A 22,935-nucleotide genomic window follows, 5' to 3' on the forward strand; every position below is an offset into this window, starting at 1 on the left:
GTGGGGTTATGCCAAGAGCGTCATTAACGACCGCATGCGGCCGCGCGCGGATTCACTGATCGAGTTCGGCGGATTGAGGTCGCCCGCGATTTTTCTCCACTCGCCGGTCAGCGCCGGTTTCTGGCGGCGCTGTGGGAGCACATGCCTCCAGCGCGACGACTGCGCGTTTCGCGAGGTCAACCGTTTCATTGCATGCATTGACGTCGCGCAGCATCGTGCAACGCGTGCCCCAGCCGAGCTTCGACAACATCGCGCGCAACCTGGTGAGCGCCGCTTGCGGCGAGCCGGTGTCGGCAATGAGCGAGGCCGTGTCGAACGCGCTGCCCGCCGGGCTCGTGATTACCGTCGGACAGCTCGATGCCGCGTCGGCGCTCGACACGAGGAGCGCCAGTGCGAGCCCGACGGTGCCCGTGCACAAACCCGCGGGAACAGCGAAACGCGTATTCGGCGATACGGTCATGGGGAACTCCCGGTCGGCGCCGCTGAGAAGTCGATCGCGTGAAGCGATCCAGTATCCACGGCGCAAGTTGTCCGCTCGCAGCCGTCGACGAAAGGAAAGGGCGCGTCAACGATCGCGACAGCGCCGCGAAAACGCCTTGCGATACTTGCGGCGCGTATAAGCCGCAGCGTAAAGCGCCAAAATCAAACCGACACGACCGTCGCGGAAATTCCCCTTGCGTATGTACCACTTCATGAATGCGCCGATCGGACTCGTCAAGCCCTTGAGCCACAGCACGGCAGCCGGTTCGTGTTTGTGCCGCAGGTCGAGAGCGGCGAGGTCTGTGTACAGATCGAGCTTTTGTCTGATCTCGGCGGTGTTCTCGAACGTATGATGAACGAGCGGCGCCTCGATCCGTCCGCCGCTGGCATGGCCCATCAGCGTTTCATGCACGCTGTGCCCGGTGAAATACAACGTGTCGCGTCGATAGATACGGATCGGGTAGTCCGGACACGACACGGGCATCAGCGCGTGGATGAGCTTGCCCATGACCGCCCAGTCGCGCCTGACCGCGTAGGCGTCGTGCACAAAACCACGACCTTTCAATGCGAGGACTTCGTCGATCAGCGCATCGCTCGCTACTTCGTCGCTGTCGAAAAACATCACGGTTTCATGCAGGCACAGGTCGTTGGCGAATTGACGTTGAGCGCGAAAGTTATCGAATGCGCGGTGCACGATTCTCGCGCCGTGCCGTGCGGCAATCGCGAGCGTGGAGTCGCGGCTGCCGCTGTCCACAATCAGTAAATCGTCTGCGGCGCGCCTCGCGGCGGTCAGAACCTTGTCGAGATGACGCTCGCTGTTATAAGTGAGGATGTAGACGGATAGGGGAGTCAAACAGGAACCTGCAACGGTGAGTCAGCCGGTTCGCGTTTTGCCGTCCGGCCATGCAATGTGTGCAGTAGCAAGGTTCCGGCCTGACCTCCTGACGCGCGGCGTGGGCCGTGCCGGCGCTACGGGCGACCCGTGGAGGAGCGGAATTGGCTTTCGAGCATATCCGCGAGCCGCCACACGGGACATGGCCTGCGACACAGGCCGTCGAAGCCGGCCTCGCGGATGTCGCCCGGACTCTCGGGCGGGAACACGTTTGTCATGGCGACCAGCAGAACCGCATTGAACGCGGGATCGCGGGCGGCTTTGCGGACGAACCGGAAGCCTTGCGCCCGGCATAGCCGCGTGTCGATCAGCAGCGCGCGCGGCTTCCAATGCCCGAGAATCAGTTCAAGATTTTCGATGGTGGATGTCGCGACAGAAATAAAACCCTTGAGTCTCAGCAACAGGGCGATGGACTCTCCGGCCGGCACATCCGCGTGCGCCACCACGACACTGCGCGAGTCGACCCGGCTGGAAGAGCGCTTTTCGCGCCACAAGGCGAACTGTCCCTCATCTTCATGCGGCGGACGTTGACTCATTGCGCGGGATCTGGGTCCACGTGGTTGACTGCGCGTTAGCAGAAGCTGGGCGCCGGCACAATTTCGGTGCGGCCCGGTCGGTGGATGATTCCACATCGTTGCAAGGCCGTCTATGGCGATCACTGCCACCTCCTGTGACTTTTCGGCCAGCCGATTGAGACGACCGTTGTTTTTGTGCGACGCGTCGCAGTCCTCAATACGCGAATTCCCGCTTATCACCGGCTTTTGCCGGGAAGCGGGCATGCTTTCATACAAAACACCCGATTCTCGCGCCGCGCAAACGTGGATACGATTTGTAAGGCGTCAGCGTTCCCAAACGTTCGGCGCGTGTGTTTGTTTTTCAGCCGCAGCTTGTCTGCGGCTTTTTTCTGGGCGCGCGCCATCACTTCCCCGCTGGGTCCGCATGGACGCGCCCGGCGATGTCGCCCGCCGCCTGCGCCCGCACGCATTCCCCTTGCGCTCTCCTTACTTTCTCTCTGGTAAACCCGGTTGCATCGCTATTTTGGTGAGCATATATTGCTATTCACCATCAACTATTGCGATGCGATAAATCATGAGCAATGATGTGCTGTTCTCGAATCACGGCCGCGTCGCGGTCATCACCCTCAACCGCCCGGAGCGCCTGAACGCGTGGACCACGCCGATGCGCGAGACGATTATCAAGGCGCTGGAACGCTTCAACCGGGATCCGGACGTGGCGGCGATCATCATGACGGGGGCCGGCAATCGCGCATTCTCGGCAGGCCAGGACCTGTCGGAAGCTCATGATTTCGACGGCGAACGCGCGGTCGCGTGGGTCAAGGAATGGCAGCGCTACTACACGGCGCTGCGCAGCCTGTCCAAGCCGCTCGTCATGGCGCTGAACGGCACGGCCGCGGGCTCGGCATTCCAGGTGGCGCTGCTCGGCGACATCCGCGTCGGCCATCCCGGCGTGCGCATGGGGCAGCCGGAGATCAACGCGGGCATCGCCAGCACGACAGGACCGTGGATCATGAACGCGATGCTCGGCATGTCGCGCACCATCGAACTCACGCTGACAGGCCGTTTGATGGACGCGGAAGAGTGCCATCGCATCGGCCTCATCCATCACCTCGTGGAAGAAGGCAAGGTGTTCGAGAAGGCGCTGGAAATCGCCAGCGAACTTGCGGCCAAGCCGCCCGTTGCCATGCGGCTCGACAAGCAGCGTTTCCGGGAAATGACGGAGCCCGGCTTTATCGACTGCATTGAAGCGGGCGAGCGCATTCAGCGCGAAGCCTACGACTCCGGAGAGCCCGCACGCATGATGGAAGAGTTCTTCCGCCAGCGCGCAAAGTAGCCGGCCAAGGCCAAAGTCGGGCTGTTCCCTCTCAACTTAGTGCGGAGACCTGAACAATGACGCAAGACTTCAATCCGGCGCGCCGCCGTATTCTTCACGGCGCGGGCGCGCTTGCCGTGGCGGGCGCGCTGCCGCTCGCCGCCCGTGCACAGGCGAAGCAGATCGTGGTGTCGGACCCGGGCGGTCCTTACACGACGGCTTATCGCGAGGCGTTCTACGATCCATTCGAGAAAGCGACCGGCATCAAGGTCGTGAGCGTCGCGCGCGAATCGCAACCCGTAGCGCAATTCGCAGCGATGGTGCAGACGAAGAATTATGTGTGGGACGTCACCACGCTGACGCTTTCGGCCGATATTCCGTACCTCGAAGCAAAGGGGCTGCTTGAGCCGATCGGCCTGAAGGCCAGCGACTATCCGGACGTCATGCCCGAGGCCATCGCACCTAACTGGCTGGGCGTGGATGTGTATTCCACCGTGCTCGCGTATCGCGCCGACAAGTTCAAAGGCAACGGGCCGAAGTCGTGGGCGGACTTCTGGGACGTGAAGAAATTCCCGGGCCGCCGCTCGCTGCGGCGCAGTCCGCTCGACACGCTCGAACAGGCGCTGCTTGCCGACGGCGTGCCGCTCGACAAGCTGTATCCGCTCGACGTCGACCGTGCGTTCAGGAGCCTCGACAGGATCAAGCCGCACGTCAACATCTGGTGGACCTCCGGCGCCCAGGCCATGCAGGCCATTCAGAGCGGCGACGTCGACATGATCTCGACGTGGAACGGCCGCGCGCAAGCGGCGAAAGACGGGGGCGCGCCGGTCACGATCGTCTGGAACGAGGGGCTGTATTCGATCGAAGGCTGGGGCATCCCGAAGGGCACGCCGCGCGCGGACGCGGCGAAGCAATTCGTTCGTTTTTGCGCGGATGCGAAGCGCCAGGCGCTGCTCACGCGCACGCTCGCTTACGGTCCGACCAACCGGAAAGCGTTTGAGGCGATTTCGAAAGATCGCGCGACGCTGTTGCCCACGGCGCCCGACAACCTCCGCGACATGCGGTTGCCGAGTCCGCAATGGTGGGAGGAGAACCGTCAGAAAGTCACCGAACGGTTCAATTCATGGATCATTTCGTGAGGACTGCACGATGAGTTCGAAACTCGAGGCGATAGGCATTGCAAAGCGTTACGGCGATGCGGTGGCGTTGGAGGCGACGGACCTCGCCGTGCAGGCGGGCGAATTCCTGACGCTGCTCGGTCCCTCGGGTTCGGGCAAGACCACGCTCCTGCAAATGATCTCGGGTCTCGTCGCGCCGAGCGCGGGGCGCATCGAGATCGACGGGCGCGACGTCACGCATGTCGAGCCGGGCAAGCGCGGCATCGGCATGGTGTTCCAGAGCTATGCGCTCTTTCCGCACATGAGCGTGTGGGACAACGTCGCGTACGGTTTGCGCATGCGCCGCAAGTCGCGCGATGAAGTACGCGCAGCCGTGGACGGCGCGCTCGCCATGGTGCGCATGAGCGAGTACGCCAAGCGCTTTCCGAAGGAGCTGTCCGGCGGGCAGCAGCAGCGCATTGCACTCGCGCGCTGCTTCGCGTACCGGCCTTCGGTGATTCTGCTCGACGAGCCGCTCGGCGCGCTCGACAAGAAATTGCGCGAGCACATGCAGTCCGAAATTCGCCGCTTGCATAAGGAGCTCGGCGCAACCTTCGTCTACGTGACGCACGATCAGGACGAAGCGCTCACGCTCTCTGACCGCATTTGCCTCATGAATCAGGCGCGCATCGAGCAGGTGGGCACGCCCGCCGATCTGTACGACCGTCCGGCGACACGCTTTGCGGCCGGCTTCATCGGCCATTCGAATCTGCTCGAAGGTGCACTCGACGAATCGCGCGGCCCGAGCGGCGAACCCATCCTGCTCGCGGCGGGCGGCCGCATTCCTCTGCCGATAAACGCGATGAACGCCATCAAGGCGCCGAACGGGAAAGGCGCCTCTGCGGCTTTCGCTGCCCGTCACACGCTGCTCGTCAGGCCCGAAGCGCCGCGCCTTGTCGAACCGGCGAGCGGTTTTGTCGACGGCACGATTGCGGACGTGGTGTTCTTCGGCAGCGACACGCGCGTGCAACTCGCGATGGACGACGGCAGCGAACTCACCGTGCGTTGCGAGCGCAGTCTGTCGCCGCGCGTCGGCGACAAGGTGGGCCTCGTGTGGGACCCGTATCGCACGACGCTGTTGCAAAGCTGAAAGGGATCAGAATGACCATCGCTCTTCATGCGCAGCGCGAAAGCGGAGCCTCCCGGCGCGGCCGGTCGGTGTGGCTCGCGCGCTGCATGCGCTTTTTGCCGATCGTGCCGACGCTGCTGTTTCTGCTGGTGTTCTTCATCATGCCGGTCGGCGAGATTCTGCAAGGCGGACTGGTCGACGCGAACGGGCAAGTGGGCCTTGCGCAGTTCGAGCGCATTGCGCGCACGCCTGTCTATGCAAAGGTGCTGTGGATCACCTTTGCGATCTCGTTCATGACGGCGGCGCTTTCCATTCTGCTCGGCTATCCGGTCGCCTACCTGCTGAGCCGCCTGTCGGAGCGCGCACGCGAACGCTGGCTGCTGTGGGTCATGCTGCCGTTCTGGACGAGCTATCTCGTCAAGACCTATGCGTGGATGCTGCTGCTCTCGAAGACCGGCGTGCTGTCGACAATCGCGCTCGCGCTTGGCCTCGTGCGCGAGACGAGCGGCACCATTCCTTCGCTGACGGGCGTCCTGATCGGCATGGTGCATTCCATGCTGCCGCTCGCCGTCATGACGATGCTGCCTGTCATGCGCGGCATCGACGACCGCCTGACGCAAGCCGCCGAAACACTCGGCGCCGAGCGCAGCACGAGTTTCTTCACGGTATTTCTGCCGCTGTCGTCGCCCGGCGTGGCGGCGGCCGGTCTGCTGGTGTTCATTTCCAGCCTTGGCTTCTTCATTGTCCCCGCACTTCTCGGCTCGCCCAAAGAAACGATGATCGCGCAACTGGTGATCTCGTCGGTGCTGGAACTCTTCGATATGCGCTTTGCCGGCGCACTGTCGACCGTGCTGCTCGTCTGCTCGATCGTGATCTTCTTCATCTACGACCGCATGGTGGGTCTCACGTCGCTCACCGGCGAAGTGGCGGAGCGTCAGCGCGGCTCGCGCGCGCAAGGCCTCAAACTCGCGCTTCTGATGACGGCGGGGCGCGTCTTCGCGCCTTTCGTGATGCGCCGCAAGGCTCACGGCGGGGAGGGCGCGCGCGCGGCGAGCCCGCTGGGTCTCTATACCTGCGTCGTGATGCTGGTGCTCGTCGTGCCCGTGCTCTCGGTGATTCCTTACGCGTTCACGAAGAGCGACTACATTGCGTTTCCGCCGAGACTGTTCAGCGTTCGCTGGTTCGGCACATTCATGGATTCGCCGGTGTGGCAAAGCGCGGTGATCCGCTCATTCGAAGTCGGCCTCGGCACGGCGTTGCTGTCGCTGCTGCTCGGCTTCGGCGCGACGCTCGCCATGACGCGCATGCCGCGCCGCGCGAGCAAGCCCGTGTTCGCGCTGCTCGTCGCGCCGCTCATCGTGCCGCGTATCGTGGTGGCCGTCGGTTTGCTTTATCTGTTCGGGCGCTTTGGGCTGACGGGCACCAACCTCGGCCTCGTGATCGGCCACACGGTGCTCGCCATTCCCTATGTCGTCGTCACGCTCGCGGCGGGTTTTCAGCGCTTCGACTGGCGTCTCGACGACGCGGCGCGCGTGATGGGCGCGTCGCCGTTGCGGCGCATCACGTCGATCGTATTGCCGCTGCTGATGGCGAGCGTGACCGCTGCGTTCCTGTTCGCCTTCCTCGTTTCCTTCGATGACCTGACTATCGCGATCTTCGTTTCCGGCGGCATCAACTCGACGCTGCCCAAGCAGATGTGGGACGACATCCAGCTCGCCATCACGCCGACACTCGCGGCCGTGTCGAGCACCCTGGTCATTCTGATCGCGCTCGTCGTCGCGGCTTCTTCCTGGTTCAAGCGCCGCGCGCGCTAACTTCCGGTCAATCAACTGATTTGCACATGCATCGTTATCCAGAATATTTCGCCCATCGGCACGCCAACGACGAACTCGACTGCGCGCCGCTGCTCGCGGCAGGTTTGCGCCGCGATCCCGCGCGTACCGTCGTGCATTTCGAGGACCGCGCCATTACCTGCGAAGATGCTGCCCGTCACGTGGCGCAGCTGCAGCGCTGGTTTGCCGAACGCGGTCTCGCGCAAGGCGATCGCATCGCCGTGATGCTCGGCAACAGTCCCGAACATATCCATCTGATCTACGCGCTGCATTTGAGCGGACTGGTGTGGGTGCCCGTGAATACCAAGCTGCGCGCGGCAGGCCTCGAATATCTGCTCCAGCATGCCGAGCCCAGACTCTTTGTCGTCGACGACGAGTTCGACGCGGTGACGGCGGAACTCGATTGCGGCGCCGCCGAGCGCACGCATCTGCCCGCGTTCGACGCGAGCGATAGCAGCGCCGGTTTCGCGACGCCCGCGATCGGCGTGCACGATCCGCTGTGCATTATCTACACGTCCGGCACGACGGGCGCGCCGAAGGGCGTCGTGTTCACGCACCGCATGATGCGCATCGCGAGCGAGGCCGCGCTTCGTGTCGCCGACGTGCGTCATGGCGACCGGCTATTTCTGTGGGAGCCGCTGTGTCATATCGGCGGGGCGCAGATGCTGCTGCTGCCGTTCCTCGAAAACGTCACGCTGCATGCGGTGCCGCGGTTTTCCGCATCGCAATTCTGGCCGCAAGTGGCACACGCGGGCGCGACCCAATTGCACTATCTGGGCGGTGTGCTCGATATCCTGATGCAGTTGCCCGAGAGCGAGCAGCCGGCTGCGCATACGCTGCGCGTCGCGTGGGGCGCGGGCGTGAGCGCTTCGTCGTGGACCTCGATTGAAACGCGGCTCAAGGTGTCGTTGCGCGAGTGCTACGGCATGACCGAATGCTCGAGCTTCGCGACGGCGAACCTCACTGGCAAGCCTGGTTCGATCGGCCGTGCGTTGCCGTGGATCGACCTTGAACTGCTCGACGAAAACGGTCTGCCTGTAAAGGACGGTGAAGCCGGGGAGATCGTGTTGTCGAGCAAGGTGGAGGGCACATTTTTGCCGGCGTATCTGAAGAACCCCGAGGCAACCCGGGCCGCGTTGCGCAATGGCAGGCTGCACACCGGCGACCGCGCGCGCCGCGATGCAGAGGGCGATCTGTTTTTCATCGGCCGCCAGACGGACAGCATGCGCGTGCGCGGCGAGAACGTTTCCGCATGGGAAATCGAGCGCATTTTCGCGGCGCATCCGGCGATTCGCGCGAGCGCCGCCATTGGCGTGGCCTCGGAAATCGGCGAGCAGGACATTCTGCTCAACGTGCAGTTCAAGGGCGAGCCCGTCGCCTGGCCGGCGCTGCACGCGTGGGCGCGCGAGCGGCTCGCGAGTTTTCAGTTGCCGCGCTATTACCGGGCGGTGCCCGGTTTCGAGCTGACGGCGAGCGAGCGCGTGAAGAAGCATCTGATTTCGCGCAGTACCGAAGATGCGTGGGACAGGCTGGTGGCGGTCAGGCAGTCATTAGCGTAGTCAGTTCGGTCATGAGCGCTATGCGATAATTTCCCATTCAATTCAGACAGATACCGACGTAATGAGCGACGAGCCCAAAGCCGCGCGCAAGCGCAACACTTCGGCGGCAAGACTGCCCGCGGAGGCAGCCGACCCGACCGCGTCTTCGCTCTACGTGCAGTCGGTGGAGAAGGCCATGAAGGTGCTCACCGCGTTCGACGGCAGCAAGCGCCAGCTGTCGCTCTCCGAGATCGCGGCGTCCACCGGCTTCGACATGAGCGCAACGCAGCGTTTCACCTATACGCTCGCCGCGCTCGGCTATCTTTTCAAAGACCCGGACAGCCGCAAGTATGAACTGTCGCCGCGGCTGCTCGACTTCACTTATCACTATCTGACGTCTAACGATCTGGTGAGCCGCGCGACGCCTTATCTGCAGCAGCTCGGCTCGGAGACGGAAGAGGCGACGAACCTCACGGTGCTTGACGATACCGACATTGTGTTCGTACTGCGTATCGTCAGCCGCAACGTGTTCAACGCGCACGTCATTACCGGCTCGCGTCTGCCCGCGTATTGCACGGCGCCGGGCCTCGCGATTCTGGCGACCCTGCCCGACGGCGAGATCGACGACATTCTCTCGCGCACGAACCTCGTGCCTTATACGGCCTCGACCGTGTACCAGCCGCGCAAGATCAAGGAACGGATCGTGCAGATCCGCAAGCAGGGCTATGCGCATACGGAAGACGAGTACTTTGTCAGCGATATTTCGACGGCGGCGGCTATCACGAACGCGCACGGGCGCGGCATCGGCGCGGTGAATATCGCGGTGGCGCGCTCGCGCTGGCAGGCTGACCGCGACGAAAAGCGTTTCGCCGACCTCGTCATTTCCACCGCCTCTGCCATTTCCACGCGCCGGCGCATCGAATGAACGCGCGCTACCGCGCACTGCGTCTGGGTGATGCTGTCGCCACGATTCCGCTCGCGGCACGCTGCATGCTGTCTTAGTGAAAACGGCAAGCGCCGTGACACCAGGAGACAGAGATGAGAGCGTTGAAGGTTGCCGGCATAGCGCTGGTTCTCGGCATGACGAGCGTGGCTTACTCGCAACAGAGCGGTAATGCGCCAGCGAACAGCGGCACGCAGACCGGAAAACAGGTTCAGCCAGGACAGGCCGGCCAAGCGGCGAATAAACCGGCGGAACTCGGCGCGCCGGGCAACAAGCCCGGAAGTCTGATGGACAAGCGCGCGAACGCGATGTCGCCGGAAGGCGCGTCGGCGCCCTCGCGCACCGGCGAGGTGAAGCAATAGCGGCAGCGCTGGGGCGGGACTGTCGCTGGGCGGCCCGGCAGGCGTTCGGGCCGCTCGACGTCGTGTCGAGGTACCGTCGCGACCGCGGCGGATCGGGGCGGCGCGCGCGTTGCGCCGCCCACAAAGACCTCGCGCCATTCGCCATCGCGAACAGTATGTTGCATTCCATAGAAACAACCGGGCTTGACAGTCTATCTGCAAGTAGATAGAGTTCAACCCATGGACACGACAGCTTCAGTGCGCGAACAGATTCTCGACCACGCCATCACGTTGATCATGATGCGCGGCTATAACGGTTTCAGCTATCGGGATCTGTCGAGCCTCGTTGGAGTAAAGACGTCGAGCATTCACTATTACTTTCCGTCAAAAGACGACCTCGTCCTCGAGGCAGTGAGCACCTATAGCAGCGAAGTGCAGAGTACTCTAAAGGGGATCGACGAATCGTTGCCGGCGGAAGTGCGGCTCGGCAAGTACACGAAGCTGTTCGGACGCACGCTCGGCGACGGGCACCAGATCTGCCTGTGCGGCATGCTCGCGGCCGACATCGAAACGTTGCCGGATAACATCCGCCAGGCGGTGCAGGCGTTCTTCAAGGCGAACGAGAAGTGGCTCGCCAAGGTGCTGGCTGAAGGTGCGCAAGCCGGTACGCTGGCAGTCAACGGCAAGCCGGAGAATGCGGCGCGGGCGCTCTTCGCAGCCTTCCAGGGCAGCGTGCTGGCGAGCCGGTTGTTCAATACGAAAGCACGGCTTGAAGATGTCGAAGCGTCGGTCAGGATCGTGCGGTAGCGGAAGTTGGCAAGCAAGGTGGGAAGGCGGTCTTTCTGCTTGCCGTATTGTCTACCTTTCAGTAGATAGTCTTGAGTAAGTGATAGTCTGGAAAAGTTGTGCGTTTCAAATATCAAGTTCTGTCCTGCCATCTATCTTTCGATAGATAGATGAATAAACTTTAAACCTGTTCATAAAGGAGCTTCACCATGTCGATCGAAAAAGTCCTGTATCGCGCTCATGCTCACGCTACCGGTGGTCGCGACGGCCGCGCCGTCGTGCCGGAAGGCAAGCTCGACTTCAAGCTGACCACGCCGCGCGAGCTCGGCGGGGCAGGCGGCGACGGTGCGAATCCCGAGCAACTGTTCGCGGCCGGCTACAGCGCGTGCTTTCTCGGCGCGATGAAGTTCGTCGCTGCTCGCGACAAGATTGCCATTCCCGCGGATGTGTCGATTGACGGCAGCGTCGGTATCGGCGCGATTCCCAACGGTTTCGGCATCGAAGTCGAACTGAAGATTTCGCTGCCGGGCATGGTGCGCGACGCCGCACAGGCGCTCGTCGATAAAGCGCATATTGTTTGCCCGTACTCGAATGCGACGCGCGGCAATATCGACGTGACGCTGACTATCGTCTAACGGCTCCCATCCTTGCATGTAGCCAGTAATTAATGCATTGAAAACGGGTTCCGGCCCAGCGCTCCTGGTTTGCGCTGCCGGAACTCGCGCGATGAGTGCTGCATGAGTGCTGCGCCAATCGGCCGCACTCCGCAGCACTTTGCAGCATGCACCGCGCACTGCAGTCTCCTCTCAGCGTAAACCCCGCCACCAGAAAAGCCCTGCCGTAAGAACCGGGTAAGCGGACGCTTTTAACGTATCGTCGAGCGCATCGAAACAACGAAAACACATCGCATGCGCGAGCGCATTGATTTGGCGAAAGATACTCAAGCAGGAGACGGAGATGGACGTGAAACTCGCGGACAAGATCAGATCGAACGCGGCCTACCGCGAACTGGTGCGAAAGCGCTCGCGGCTCGGATGGACCTTAACGGCGCTGGTGCTGGTCGTCTACTACGGCTACGTGCTGCTCATTGCATTCAACAAAGAAATGCTCGCGGCGAAAATCGGCGCGGGCGTCACGACGTGGGGCATGCCGATCGGGCTCTTCGTCATTGTGTTCACCGTGGTGATCACCGGCTTTTACGTGCGGCGCGCGAACAGCGCCTACGACGAACTCACCGACCAGATCAAGCGGGAGGCCGCATGAACACGCGCCGATTCATCGTCGGCGGCGCGCTTTTCGCCGCTGCTTCAAGTTGCTTTGCCGCGGGCGCGGACCTCGGGCAGGCGGTCAAGCAGGCGACCAACTGGACGGCGATCTGCATGTTCATCGCGTTCGTGATCGCAACGCTTTTCATCACCAAATGGGCTGCGAGAAGGACGCGTTCGGCAGCGGAGTTCTACACGGCGGGCGGCGGCATCACCGGCTTCCAGAACGGCCTTGCGATAGCGGGCGACTTCATGTCCGCCGCCTCGTTCCTCGGTATTTCGGCTGCCGTCTACACGAACGGCTATGACGGTCTTATCTATTCGATCGGCTTTCTCGTGGGCTGGCCGATCATCACGTTCCTCATGGCCGAACGGCTGCGCAACCTGGGTCGCTTCACATTCGCCGACGTGGCCGCTTACCGCTTCAAGCAAGGACCGATACGCGCATTCGCCGCGTCCGGCACGCTCGTCGTGGTCGCGTTCTACCTCATCGCGCAGATGGTGGGAGCCGGCCAGCTCATCAAGCTGCTGTTTGGACTGGAGTACTGGATCGCGGTGGTGATCGTCGGCGCACTGATGATGGTGTATGTGCTCTTCGGCGGCATGACGGCGACGACGTGGGTGCAGATCATCAAGGCATGCCTGCTGCTCGCGGGCGCCTCGTTCATGGCCTTCATGGTGCTGTGGCAGTTTCATTTCAGTCCTGAGGCGCTCTTCGCGAAGGCCGTCGAAGTGCACGAGAAGAAAGCGTCGATCATGGCGCCGGGCAACTTCATCAAGGACCCGATCTCGGCCATCTCGTTCGGCATCGCACTGATGTTCGGTACGGCCGGCCTGCCGCACATCCTGATGCGTTTTTTTACAGTGCCGAATGCGAAGGAGGCGCGCAAGTCGGTGTTCTGGGCCACCACGTGGATCGGCTATTTCTACATTCTCACGTTTATCATCGGCTTCGGTGCGATCGTGCTCGTGAGCACCAACCCGGTGTTCAAGGACGCGGCCGGCAAGCTGCTCGGCGGCAGCAACATGGCAGCCGTGCATCTGGCCAACGCGGTGGGCGGCAACGTGTTCCTCGGCTTTATCTCAGCCGTTGCGTTTGCAACGATTCTCGCGGTGGTCGCGGGACTGACGCTCGCCGGTGCGTCGGCCGTGTCGCACGATCTGTATGCAACCGTGTTCAAGCATGGCAAGGCGTCGAGCGCGAACGAGCTCTTTGTGTCGCGTATCACGACTGTCGTGCTCGGCATCGTCGCGGTGGTGCTCGGCATCGTGTTCGAGAAGCAGAACATTGCGTTCATGGTCTCGCTCGCGTTCGCGGTGGCGGCCTCGGCGAATTTCCCCGTGCTGTTCTTGTCCGTGCTGTGGCGCGGCTGCACGACGCGCGGCGCGGCGATCGGCGGCTTCCTCGGACTTCTCTCGGCCGTGCTGCTGACGGTGTTGTCGAAGGCGGTGTGGGTCGACGTATTCCACTACGCAAGCGCGCCGTTTCCGTATGCGTCGCCCGCGCTTTTTTCGATGGCCATCGGCTTCGCCGGTATCTGGGTTTTCTCGGTCACCGACAAATCGGCCCGCGCACGCATCGACCAGGCCGGCTTCGACGCCCAGGCGGTGCGCTCGGAAACCGGCATCGGCGCGGTGGAGGGCGCGAGCCACTAGTTCGCTGCTGAATGCATCGGGTCGGTGGCGGCGCGACCTGTCGCGCGCGCCGCCCCGGGCGCCCGTGCGAAACGGCGCGGGCGCGCGCCGGCACAGTGTATAAGCGCGAAACGCTCCCTATAATCGGCGCTGAATGGGGCGACGGAAGCTGTGTCTGGGAAGACCCGGCGGAGCAACAAAAAATTTTCCCGAACATGTCGATTCCGCTGGTCTTTCTTCGTCGTCTCCATAAGCGGCATGGCAGGGCCGCCCTCTGACCGATATTGACAGGAGACTCGCGATGACGATTCAGAAGATCACCCCTTTTCTCTGGTATTCGAATGAGGCCGAGGAGGCCGCCGCTTTCTACGCGGGCATCTTTCCCGACTCGCGCGTCGTCCGCGTCACAGCGGTGCCGGCCGCCGGGTCGACGAAGGTCGTCGAATTCGTGCTGTTCGGCCAGACGTTCTTCGCGATGAGTTCGGGCGGCAAGGAGCCCTTCAATCACGCGGTGTCGTTCCTCGTCAGTTGCGCGGATCAGGCGGAAATCGACCGGTACTGGGACGCGCTGCTGGAAGGCGGCGGTACGCCGGAGGCCTGCGGCTGGCTGAAGGACCGCTTCGGCGTGTCGTGGCAGATCGCGCCGGTCGATGTGATCTCGATGATGGGCGACCCCGACCCGGAAAAGGCCCGCCGCGCAGCCGAGGCGATGATGAAAATGGTGAAGTTCGATGTCGCCGCACTGAGGGCGGCATACGAGGGGACTGCCTGAGCCCGCGGCGCGCTGACCGCACGCGTCGCATAACGCGATGCGCGTTGCATGGAGCCGCGCCAGCGCATGCAAGCGTCCGGCGTGAGCGCCATGCGGGCGCGCTGCACGCAATCCCTCATCGCGTCAGGTGGCTTTCCAGCGCGCATCCGCGACGCTCAGCTTGCCGGGAATCAGCTTCAGCGCGCTGAATGTGTCGGCGATCTGCTGCTGGTAGGCGAGCGTCGCCTCGCTGATCGGCTGCACGCCGTAGCCGGTGCGCTTGAGCGCGACTTCGAGCGTGGCCGCGTCGAGGCCGACGAGCGGCGACAGCAGCGCCGCCACTTGCGGCACATTTTCGCGTCCCCAACTGTCGACCGCGTTCACCTCTTCGAGCAGTGCATTCAGCACGTGCGCCTGCGTTGCCGCGAACTTGCGTGCTGCGACGTAGTACTGCGTATTGCGCACGAGCCCCTCGCCATTCGCGATGGTGCGCGCATTCGCCTGCCGTTCGATCGCGGCGAGATACGGATCCCAGATCACCCACGCGTCCGCGCTGCCTTGCACGAAGGCGGCGCGCGCATCGGCGGGTGTCAGGTAGACGGGCTCGATGTCGGCGTAGGTGAGTCCCGCTTGCTGCAGCGCTTTCACGAGCAGATAGTGGACATTCGAGCCTTTGTTGAACGCCACCTTCTTGCCGCGCAATTGCGCGACCGTACGGATGGGCGAATTCTGCGGGACGACGATCGCTTCGCCGCGCGGCGCCGGCGGCTCGCTGCCGATATAAACGAAATCGACGCGTCCCGCCTGCGCGAAGATAGGCGGCGTCTCGCCGACGGTGCCGACATCGACGGCACCTGCATTCAGCCCTTCCAGCAACTGCGGCCCGGCGGGGAATTCGAGCCATTGCACGGCGATGCCCTCGCTGGCGAGCCGCTTCTCCAGCGTGCCGCGCGCCTTCAGGACTACGAAGTTGCCGTATTTCTGAAAGCCGATGCGGATGCGTTTACTGTCGCCTTGCGCGTGCGCGGAAGTGCCCGTGAAGGGCGCGAGGGGCGCGAGCACGCCGCCGAGCGACGCGCCTGTCAAGCCGGCTGCGGCGCCCTGCAGAAGGCGGCGCCTGCGTGTGTCGAGCGAATGGTTGCGTGTGGTCATCGGTCTTTGCTCTCTGCGAAAAAGGTGGCCGCGCCGGTCGCGCCGGTCGTGGGTTCCGAATGCGCGACGTTAAATCGATGTCCGCGCAAATCCAACCAATGTTTGCGCATATGGAAAGCAGCGAATCGAAGATTGCGCGCTACCGCCCGACGGCGCGGCTGCGCCATACAGCGGGCAGGCGCGGCGGCCCGACACCTCGCGACGGACCCACTCCCGGTTCAATGCGACGACACATATTCCGAGCCGGCGTGGGCGGGCGGAATCGCGAAGCTCGCGCGCATGCGCCGCGCCTCCGCAGCCGGTGTGAGGCCGAAGAGCCGCTTGAATTCCCGATTGAATTGCGACGTGCTCGCGTAGCCAACTGCATCGCTCGCGGCCTCCGCCGTCATGCCCTGGCGCAGCATCAGCAAGCGGGCCTGATGCAGGCGCGTCGATTTGACGTACTGCATCGGCGAAGTCTGCGTGACGGCCTTGAAATGCGCATGAAACGTGGGAATGCTCATGCCGGCCTCGCGGGCCAGGAGGGCGAGGTCGAGCGGGCGCGCGTAGTCGGAATGGATGCGGCGCAGCGCCTTGCCGATCTTGCCGAATTGACCGTGCATGCCGAGCGCCGCGCGCATGGCGTCGCCCTGCGGACCGGTGAGCACGCGAAAGTAAAGCTCGCGCAGCAGCGACGGACCGAGCACCGCGGCGTCAAGCGGCCGGTTCAGCGCGTCGAGCAGGCGCAAGACGGTGTTGCGCAGCGCGTCGTCCAGCGGACTCGACATCATGCTTTGCGGCGCCTGTGCGCGCCGGGGTAGGGAATGCGCTTCGATTTGCGCCATGAGTTCCGCGGCGAGCCTGAAGTCCAGATGCAGGTAGACGGCAAGAAGCGGCCGCGCGGGCGTCGCGTCGGTCTCCATCGTGAAGGGCACGGGCACCGACACCGCCAGATAGTGCTGCTCGTCGTACAGATACAACTGATCGCCGAAATAGCCGCGCTTGCGTCCCTGGCAGACGATCACGATGCCCGGGTCGTACAGCACGGGCGTCGATGCCAGGCTGCGGTCCGAGCGCAGGATCCGCACGCTTTCAAGCGCGGTGAGGTTATAGCCTTCCTTTGGAGCCAGCGCGCGCAGGAGCGCGGTCATGTCCGGGCGGTCCTGGCCAGAAGGTACGCGCGCGGCGCGGCGCGTGGTCTGCGCTCGTTGAATGCTCATAGAAACAGGCAAGAAAATGCCACGATTGGGCCTAAAAATGGCGATGATGGGAGAATAGTATGCACTTTCCGTTTAACTTCAGGAAAGGGATGTCATGGCATCAGGCAAAACATTGCTCATCACTGGCGCAAGCAGCGGCTTCGGCCGCGCGTTGGCTCAGGAGGCGCTCGCGGCGGGTCATCGTGTGGTCGGCACCGTGCGCAGCGAGGCGGCATGCGCCGAGCTGGAGGCGCTCGCGCCCGGCAGCGCATTCGCCCGCCTGCTCGACGTGACGGAGGTCGACCGGATCGACGGCGTCGTTGCCGACATCGAGGCAAGCCTCGGAGCGGTGGACGTCCTCGTGAACAACGCCGGCTATGGCCACGAAGGCGTCATGGAAGAGGCGCCGCTTGCCGAGATGCGCCGGCAGTTCGACGTCAACGTGTTCGGCGCGGTGGCGATGATGAAAGCCGTGCTGCCTTACATGCGCAAACGTCGGCGCGGCCACATTCTCAATATCACGTCGATGGGCGGCTTCATCACCATGCCCGGCATTGCGTACTACTGCGGCAGCAAGTTCGCGCTCGAGGGAATCTCGGAAGCGCTCGGTCAGGAAGTGCGGCCGTTCGGGATTGCCGTCACCGCCGTGGCGCCCGGCTCGTTTCGCACGGATTGGGCGGGGCGCTCGATGGCCCGCACGCCGCGCTCCATTGCCGACTACGACGCGGTGTTCGATCCCGTGCGAAAGGCGCGTCAGGAGAAAAGCGGCAAGCAGTTGGGCGACCCGGTCAAAGCCGCCCGCGCCATGCTCGCCGTGATCGCCGTCGGTGAGCCGCCCGCGCATCTGCTCTTGGGAAGCGATGCGCTTGGCCTCGTACGCGCGAAGCTCTCCGCGCTGTCCGAGGAAATCGCTGCATGGGAGGCGGTCACGCTTTCCACGGATGGCTGAAATCTCAGCCTGCCCGCCGGCGCCAATTCTGAACTCTCGGCACGCGCTGCTTCCGGCATCGTTTGGTCAAGAAAATTAAATATAAAAATCAATGACTTGCGAAACGGCTCCCAAGGCCCGCCATTGGCATGGGCCTTGCCTTATAGGCATCCACGAGCGCCCCGAGCGCAATTCACAAGACCCCTCACGGAGACAGTCATGACCCTGCACACGCCTCGCCGGCCTGCGCGACGCTGACCCGGCGCGCTCCATTTCAGCTTTCCCTTCGGGGTTTCAGCCGATCAGGCACGCCTGGCTCGAAGAGCCTCAGCCGGATGCGCCGAGATTCGCAATGAAAAACCCGCCATGAAGCCCGCATTGCAACCCGCATTGAAACGCGACGCCGCCACGCGACTGCGGCGCGCCCAAGCAAGGAGACACGTTTTGTCCACACCCGCCCATATCCACGATCCTGCGCGCCCGACGCCCACGCCCGCAGCCGCGAATGCGTCCAGCGCGTCCGGCGCGACCCATGCGTCCACCCGATTCTGGCCCGAAGGCTGGTGGAAGCTGATGGAATACCGCGTCGGCATCATTCCCTTGCCGGTCTATTTCATTCTGCTCGCGCTGATCGTCGGCTTTGCGGTGACGGGCAAAATGCCGGGCGAGATTTCCATGGCGATTGCCGTGCTCGCGTTCTTCGGTTTCACCTGCGCCGAATTGGGCAAGCGTTTGCCGCTTCTGCGCAATATCGGCGCGGCGGCGATTTGCGCGACCTTCGTGCCTTCGGCGCTCACGTATTACCACGTGCTGCCGAAGCCGATCCTGCATCTCACGACCGAATTCACCAAGTCGACCAATTTCCTGTATCTGTTCATTGCGTCGATTATCGTCGGCAGCATTCTGAGCATGGACCGGCGCGTGCTGATCAGAGGCTTCGTGAAGATCTTCGTGCCGCTCGCGCTCGGATCGCTCGCTGCCGCCGTAATCGGCATTGCGGTCGGCTCGGCATTCGGCCTTGGCGCACGCCATACGCTGCTCTATATCGTCGTGCCGATCATGGCGGGCGGTGTCGGCGAAGGCGCGATTCCGCTCTCGATCGGCTATTCGGAAATCATGCATCTGCCGCAGGGCGAACTCTTTGCGCAGGTTCTTCCGCCCGTCATGCTGGGCAGCCTTACCGCGATCATCCTGTCGGGGGCGCTCGACATGCTGGGCAAGCGCTTTCCGCATCTCACCGGCGAGGGCCGTCTGCAAGTCGGCGAGACCGACGAAATGGCACCCGCCGAAGAGGAAATCCGCGGCCATATCGACGTCACGCACATCGCGGCGGCCGGCATCACGGCGATCACGCTGTATCTGCTCGGCCTGATGTGCCGCAACCTGTTCGGCCTGCCCGCGCCGGTCGCGATGCTGTTTCTCGCGGTGTTGGTCAAGCTCGCGCGCGCGGTGTCGCCGCCGTTGCAGGAGGGCGCGTTCGTCGTCTACAAGTTCTTCTCGACCGCGGTGACGTATCCGCTGCTGTTTGCCATCGGCGTGGCGATGACGCCGTGGGACAAGTTGACCGCCGCGTTCACCATCGCCAATATCGTGACGATCGTCGCCACCGTGGCGACGCTGATGGGCACCGGTTTTCTGGTTGCCCGCAAACTTAAGATGTACCCTATCGACACCGCGATCGTGAACGCATGTCACAGCGGGCAGGGCGGCACCGGCGACGTCGCGATCCTCACGGCGGCCAACCGCATGCAACTGATGCCGTTCGCGCAGATCGCCACGCGCATCGGCGGCGCAATCGTCGTCACGGTCACGCTGATCGCGCTCGCGCATGGGGTGTGACGCGTCGCGCTCCGGTGCGGCGCGCGCGCGGCGTTGTCGTGCACTGGGTCATCGCGAGGTCGTACATCAAGTGAAAATAAGAGGGATACCGCTGTGGGCGTGGGCGGTTGCGGCCTTGCTGTATGTCGGCATGGCCGCGGCGGCGCTCGAACTCGCCTGGAACCGCGCGATCGACGCGCTCGCCGAGGCAGGCGCCCATCAGCTCGATCTATACGGCGCGAGCCTGAAAAGCGAACTCGGCCGCTTCGAGACGATGCCCGCCATCGTCGCGCGACAGGACAGCGTGCGCGCGTTGCTCGAAGCCGGACCGCGCGCCACTGCTGCGCTTTTGCACAGCGTCAATACTTATCTGGAAGCCGTGAATCAGGAGGCGGGCAGCGTCGCCGTGGATGTGATCGACCTGCAAGGCTCGGTGATCGCCGCAAGCAACTGGAATCAGCCGGTCAGCTTTGTCGGCACCAACGTCTCGTACCGGCCTTACTTCAAGGACGCGCTCGCGCAGGGCGCGGGGCGCTTTTTCGGCATCGGCACCAATACCGGTATCCCGGGGCTTTATTTCGCGAGTGCCGTGCGCGACGGCGGCACGCCGATCGGCGCTGCCGCGATCAAGATCAGCGTCGACGAACTGGAGTCGGCGTGGCGTCGTCCCAATGAAGCGGCGATGGTGATCGACCGCAATGGCGTGATCGTTATCTCGACGGTCGCCGCGTGGAAGTTCACCGCGCTGCGGCCCATCACCGCCCAGCAGCAGCGCGAGATTCAGGCATCGCGCCAATACGCGGGGCGCAACGTCGAGCCGCTGCGGTACACGCGTATCGGCGACTGGGGCGCGGGCGCGTGGCTCGGCCGTTTTCCGGATCCGCACCGCCCGGGGCATACCACGCGTTATCTCGTCATGTCGCGGCCCGCGCCGCAGGCGGGCGACTCGATCATGGTGCTGCTCGATGTCGCGGGCGCCCGTCGTCAGCAGGAACTCGCGCTCGGCTTCGTGACGGGCGGCTTTCTGATCGCGGGGCTCTATGCGCTGTACGCGGTGCAGCGCCGCCGCACGATAGCGGAGAAGCTGAAAGCGCAGGACGCGTTGCGCCGCGCGAACGACGAACTGGAGGCGACCGTCGCGCAGCGAACCGCGGCGCTCACACAAACCAATGAACGCATGCAGCAGGAAATCGCCGAACGCAAACGAACTGAAGCGCGCCTGCGCGAATCGCAGCAGGAAGTCGTGCATGCGGGCAAGCTCGCGGTGCTCGGGCAGATGGCCGCGGGTCTCACGCACGAATTGAGTCAGCCGCTTGTTGCCATCCGCACGCTGTGCGACAACGCGCGCACATTTTTTGAACGCGACCAGCCGGCGCAAGCCATTGCCAACCTCGAACGGGTATCGCGTCTCGTCGACAACATGGCCACGCTCACCGGCGAACTCAAGGCCTTTGCGCGCAAGCCGGTGGTCGAGCGCGTTGCCGTGTCGCTGAACGAAGCGGTGGCGCACGCGCGGCTCATCTACGATGCGCGGATTCGCAGCGAGGCCGTGCAGGTCGACGTGCGCATCCCGCCGGGCACATTCGTGTGCGCGGAGGCGAGCCAGTTGCAGCAGGTCGTGGTCAATCTGCTCGGCAATGCGCTCGACGCGGTCCGCGACGAAGCAAAACGCGTGATCGTGCTGGACGCCGTCGAGTCCGACGACACGGGCCGCGTGCTGTTTTCGATTGCCGACAGTGGCACGGGCATCGCACAGGAAGTGCTCGATCATCTGTTCGAACCGTTCGTCACGACGAAGCCGCGAGGCCACGGCCTCGGGCTCGGGCTTGCGATCACCTCGCGCATCGTCGAAGCGTTCGGCGCGAAGATCTGGGCCGTCAATCGCGAGGATGGCGGCGCGCGCTTCAATATCGAGTTTGCGTCAGCAAAGTCAGCAAAGGGAGTCGTCGATGGGAGATGAAATCCGGGTGCTCGTCGTCGAGGACGACGAGAACGTGCGCTTCGGTGTCCAGCAGGCCGTCGAGCTCGCGGGCCTGCCCGTGTCCGCATACGCGGGCGCCGCCGAGGCGCTCGCCGAAGTCGCGCCCGGCGCGCCGGTCGTGATCGTGTCCGATGTGCGGATGCCGGGCATCGACGGCCTGCAGTTGCTCGACAAGGTGATGGCAATCGACTCGCAGATTCCGGTCGTGCTCATTAGCGGGCATGCGGACATCTCGACTGCGGTCGGCGCGATGCAGGTGGGCGCCTACGACTTCATCGAAAAGCCGTTTTCATCGGACCATATTGCGCGCCGCGTGGCGCGCGCGGTCGAGAAACGCCGCCTCACGCTCGAGGTGCAAGGCCTGCGCGCCGCGCTCCACAACTGGCAGGGCATCGAGGCGCTCGTGCTCGGCAAGTCGCCTGCCATGGCCGAGGTGCGCAAAAAGATTCTGCGTCTCGCGGACACGTCGGTGTCCGTGCTCATTACCGGCGAAACCGGCACGGGCAAGGAGCTGATCGCGCGCAGCCTGCACGAGTTCGGCGGGCGGCGCGACAAGCATTTCGTTGCGCTCAATTGCGGCGGCCTGCCCGAGCAGATTTTCGAAAGCGAGCTGTTCGGTCATGAGGCGGGCGCGTTCACCGGCGCGATCAAGAAGCGCGTCGGCAAAATCGAGTGGGCGCACGGCGGCACGCTTTTTCTCGACGAAATCGAAACCATGCCGGTGTCGCTGCAGATCAAGATGCTGCGCGTGCTGCAGGAGCGCACCGTGGAGCGTCTTGGCGCCAACGAGCCGATAGCGGTGGATTGCCGGATCATCGCGGCATCCAAAGCAGACCTCATGCAGCTTTCCAGCGAAGGCACGTTTCGCGCGGACCTGCTGTATCGGCTGAACGTCGCCCAGATCGAATTGCCGCCGCTGCGCGAGCGCCGCGAAGACGTGCCCTTGCTGTTCGAGCATTTCGTGCTGGCGGCCGCGCGCCGCTTCGGCCAGCCCGCGCCGATCGTCTCCGCTTCTCAGCTCTCCGAACTCATGACGCATGCGTGGCGCGGCAACGTGCGCGAGCTGCAGAACGTCGCCGACCGTTTCGTGCTCGGCCTGACGGGCGACAGTCTGCTGAGCCCCGGCGGCAATGCAAGCAAGGGCGGCACGCTGGCCGAGCAGCTTGCGTATTTCGAGCGCATGCTGATCGAGGACATGCTGCGCCGTCATAACGGCAACGTGGCGGAAGCGAGCGTCGAGCTGGGCATGCCGAAGAAGACGCTGTATCACAAGCTGCGGCAACTGAAGATTGCCTCGCGCGACGCGGCCGGCGAAGAGAGCGAGCTCGACAGATCATCATCGGGAGGCGAGTGACGCCA

Annotated in this window: 21 protein-coding genes; 16 read left to right on the top strand and 5 right to left on the bottom strand. The window is 63.7% G+C overall.

Features of this window, described 5'->3' with window-relative positions; genetic code table 11:
• Nucleotides 1-52: 52 nt before the first annotated feature.
• From HV711_RS08080 to HV711_RS08090, 3 genes are all read right to left on the bottom strand, one after another.
• Nucleotides 53-460: a hypothetical protein gene (locus HV711_RS08080; RefSeq protein ID WP_035477452.1), complete on the bottom strand. Its 408-nt coding sequence runs from the start codon at nt 458-460 to the stop codon at nt 53-55.
• Nucleotides 461-565: 105 nt separating this feature from the next.
• Nucleotides 566-1,333: a glycosyltransferase family 2 protein gene (locus HV711_RS08085; RefSeq protein WP_035477451.1), complete on the bottom strand. Its 768-nt coding sequence runs from the start codon at nt 1,331-1,333 to the stop codon at nt 566-568.
• Between the two features lie 116 nt (nt 1,334-1,449).
• Nucleotides 1,450-2,151 (bottom strand): hypothetical protein, encoded by a 702-nt coding sequence (locus HV711_RS08090; protein WP_254604760.1) that lies wholly within the window; start codon nt 2,149-2,151, stop codon nt 1,450-1,452.
• 310 nt (nt 2,152-2,461) lie between these two features.
• On the opposite strand from HV711_RS08090, the gene HV711_RS08095 reads away from it, so the two are divergent.
• From HV711_RS08095 to HV711_RS08150, 12 genes are all read left to right on the top strand, one after another.
• Nucleotides 2,462-3,223, top strand: a complete 762-nt coding sequence (locus HV711_RS08095; protein ID WP_028363327.1) for an enoyl-CoA hydratase/isomerase family protein — start codon at nt 2,462-2,464, stop codon at nt 3,221-3,223.
• Nucleotides 3,224-3,279: 56 nt separating this feature from the next.
• Nucleotides 3,280-4,341 carry an ABC transporter substrate-binding protein gene (locus HV711_RS08100; protein ID WP_028363326.1) on the top strand — a complete coding sequence of 354 codons (1,062 nt, stop codon included), beginning with the start codon at nt 3,280-3,282 and terminating at the stop codon, nt 4,339-4,341.
• A 10-nt stretch (nt 4,342-4,351) separates the two neighbouring features.
• Entirely contained in the window at nt 4,352-5,449 is a 1,098-nt protein-coding gene (locus tag HV711_RS08105; protein WP_028363325.1) for an ABC transporter ATP-binding protein, read from the top strand.
• 11 nt (nt 5,450-5,460) lie between these two features.
• On the top strand, nt 5,461-7,242 hold the full coding sequence (locus tag HV711_RS08110; RefSeq protein WP_035477448.1) for an ABC transporter permease subunit: 1,782 nt from the start codon (nt 5,461-5,463) through the stop codon (nt 7,240-7,242).
• Between the two features lie 26 nt (nt 7,243-7,268).
• The gene (locus tag HV711_RS08115) at nt 7,269-8,819 is read left to right on the top strand and encodes an AMP-binding protein (RefSeq protein ID WP_028363323.1); all 1,551 of its coding nucleotides are present in this window, start codon (nt 7,269-7,271) and stop codon (nt 8,817-8,819) included.
• A 61-nt stretch (nt 8,820-8,880) separates the two neighbouring features.
• Nucleotides 8,881-9,723, top strand: a complete 843-nt coding sequence (locus HV711_RS08120; RefSeq protein ID WP_013588763.1) for an IclR family transcriptional regulator — start codon at nt 8,881-8,883, stop codon at nt 9,721-9,723.
• A gap of 113 nt (nt 9,724-9,836) precedes the next feature.
• The gene (locus tag HV711_RS08125) at nt 9,837-10,103 is read left to right on the top strand and encodes a hypothetical protein (protein WP_013588762.1); all 267 of its coding nucleotides are present in this window, start codon (nt 9,837-9,839) and stop codon (nt 10,101-10,103) included.
• Nucleotides 10,104-10,322: 219 nt separating this feature from the next.
• Nucleotides 10,323-10,889, top strand: a complete 567-nt coding sequence (locus HV711_RS08130) for a TetR/AcrR family transcriptional regulator (RefSeq protein ID WP_035477446.1) — start codon at nt 10,323-10,325, stop codon at nt 10,887-10,889.
• Between the two features lie 188 nt (nt 10,890-11,077).
• Nucleotides 11,078-11,503 (top strand): organic hydroperoxide resistance protein, encoded by a 426-nt coding sequence (locus HV711_RS08135; protein ID WP_028363321.1) that lies wholly within the window; start codon nt 11,078-11,080, stop codon nt 11,501-11,503.
• Between the two features lie 322 nt (nt 11,504-11,825).
• Entirely contained in the window at nt 11,826-12,131 is a 306-nt protein-coding gene (locus HV711_RS08140; RefSeq protein ID WP_013588759.1) for a DUF485 domain-containing protein, read from the top strand.
• Nucleotides 12,128-13,789: a cation acetate symporter gene (locus tag HV711_RS08145; RefSeq protein WP_013588758.1), complete on the top strand. Its 1,662-nt coding sequence runs from the start codon at nt 12,128-12,130 to the stop codon at nt 13,787-13,789. The genes HV711_RS08140 and HV711_RS08145 overlap by 4 nt, the downstream gene beginning before the upstream one ends.
• 280 nt (nt 13,790-14,069) lie before the next feature.
• Nucleotides 14,070-14,540 carry a VOC family protein gene (locus HV711_RS08150; RefSeq protein ID WP_013588757.1) on the top strand — a complete coding sequence of 157 codons (471 nt, stop codon included), beginning with the start codon at nt 14,070-14,072 and terminating at the stop codon, nt 14,538-14,540.
• A gap of 123 nt (nt 14,541-14,663) precedes the next feature.
• Here the strand turns inward: HV711_RS08150 and HV711_RS08155 are convergent, their stop codons facing one another.
• A complete protein-coding gene (locus HV711_RS08155) occupies nt 14,664-15,671 on the bottom strand; it encodes a sulfonate ABC transporter substrate-binding protein (protein WP_035477444.1) in 1,008 nt (335 codons plus the stop codon).
• Between the two features lie 218 nt (nt 15,672-15,889).
• Nucleotides 15,890-16,801, bottom strand: a complete 912-nt coding sequence (locus tag HV711_RS08160; protein WP_175145046.1) for an AraC family transcriptional regulator — start codon at nt 16,799-16,801, stop codon at nt 15,890-15,892.
• Between the two features lie 163 nt (nt 16,802-16,964).
• Between HV711_RS08160 and HV711_RS08165 the strand changes: the two genes are divergently transcribed.
• The 4 genes from HV711_RS08165 (at nt 16,965) to HV711_RS08180 (ending at nt 22,930) form a co-directional block, all read left to right on the top strand.
• Nucleotides 16,965-17,798: an oxidoreductase gene (locus HV711_RS08165; protein WP_035477440.1), complete on the top strand. Its 834-nt coding sequence runs from the start codon at nt 16,965-16,967 to the stop codon at nt 17,796-17,798.
• A 423-nt stretch (nt 17,799-18,221) separates the two neighbouring features.
• Nucleotides 18,222-19,616, top strand: a complete 1,395-nt coding sequence (locus HV711_RS08170) for a 2-hydroxycarboxylate transporter family protein (RefSeq protein ID WP_051223915.1) — start codon at nt 18,222-18,224, stop codon at nt 19,614-19,616.
• The gene (locus HV711_RS08175; protein WP_425195015.1) at nt 19,606-21,555 is read left to right on the top strand and encodes a sensor histidine kinase; all 1,950 of its coding nucleotides are present in this window, start codon (nt 19,606-19,608) and stop codon (nt 21,553-21,555) included. The genes HV711_RS08170 and HV711_RS08175 overlap by 11 nt, the downstream gene beginning before the upstream one ends.
• On the top strand, nt 21,545-22,930 hold the full coding sequence (locus HV711_RS08180; protein WP_035477438.1) for a sigma-54-dependent transcriptional regulator: 1,386 nt from the start codon (nt 21,545-21,547) through the stop codon (nt 22,928-22,930). The genes HV711_RS08175 and HV711_RS08180 overlap by 11 nt, the downstream gene beginning before the upstream one ends.
• Nucleotides 22,931-22,935 lie beyond the last annotated feature (5 nt).

Source organism: Paraburkholderia phenoliruptrix, from assembly GCF_902859825.1.
GTDB lineage: Bacteria > Pseudomonadota > Gammaproteobacteria > Burkholderiales > Burkholderiaceae > Paraburkholderia > Paraburkholderia phenoliruptrix.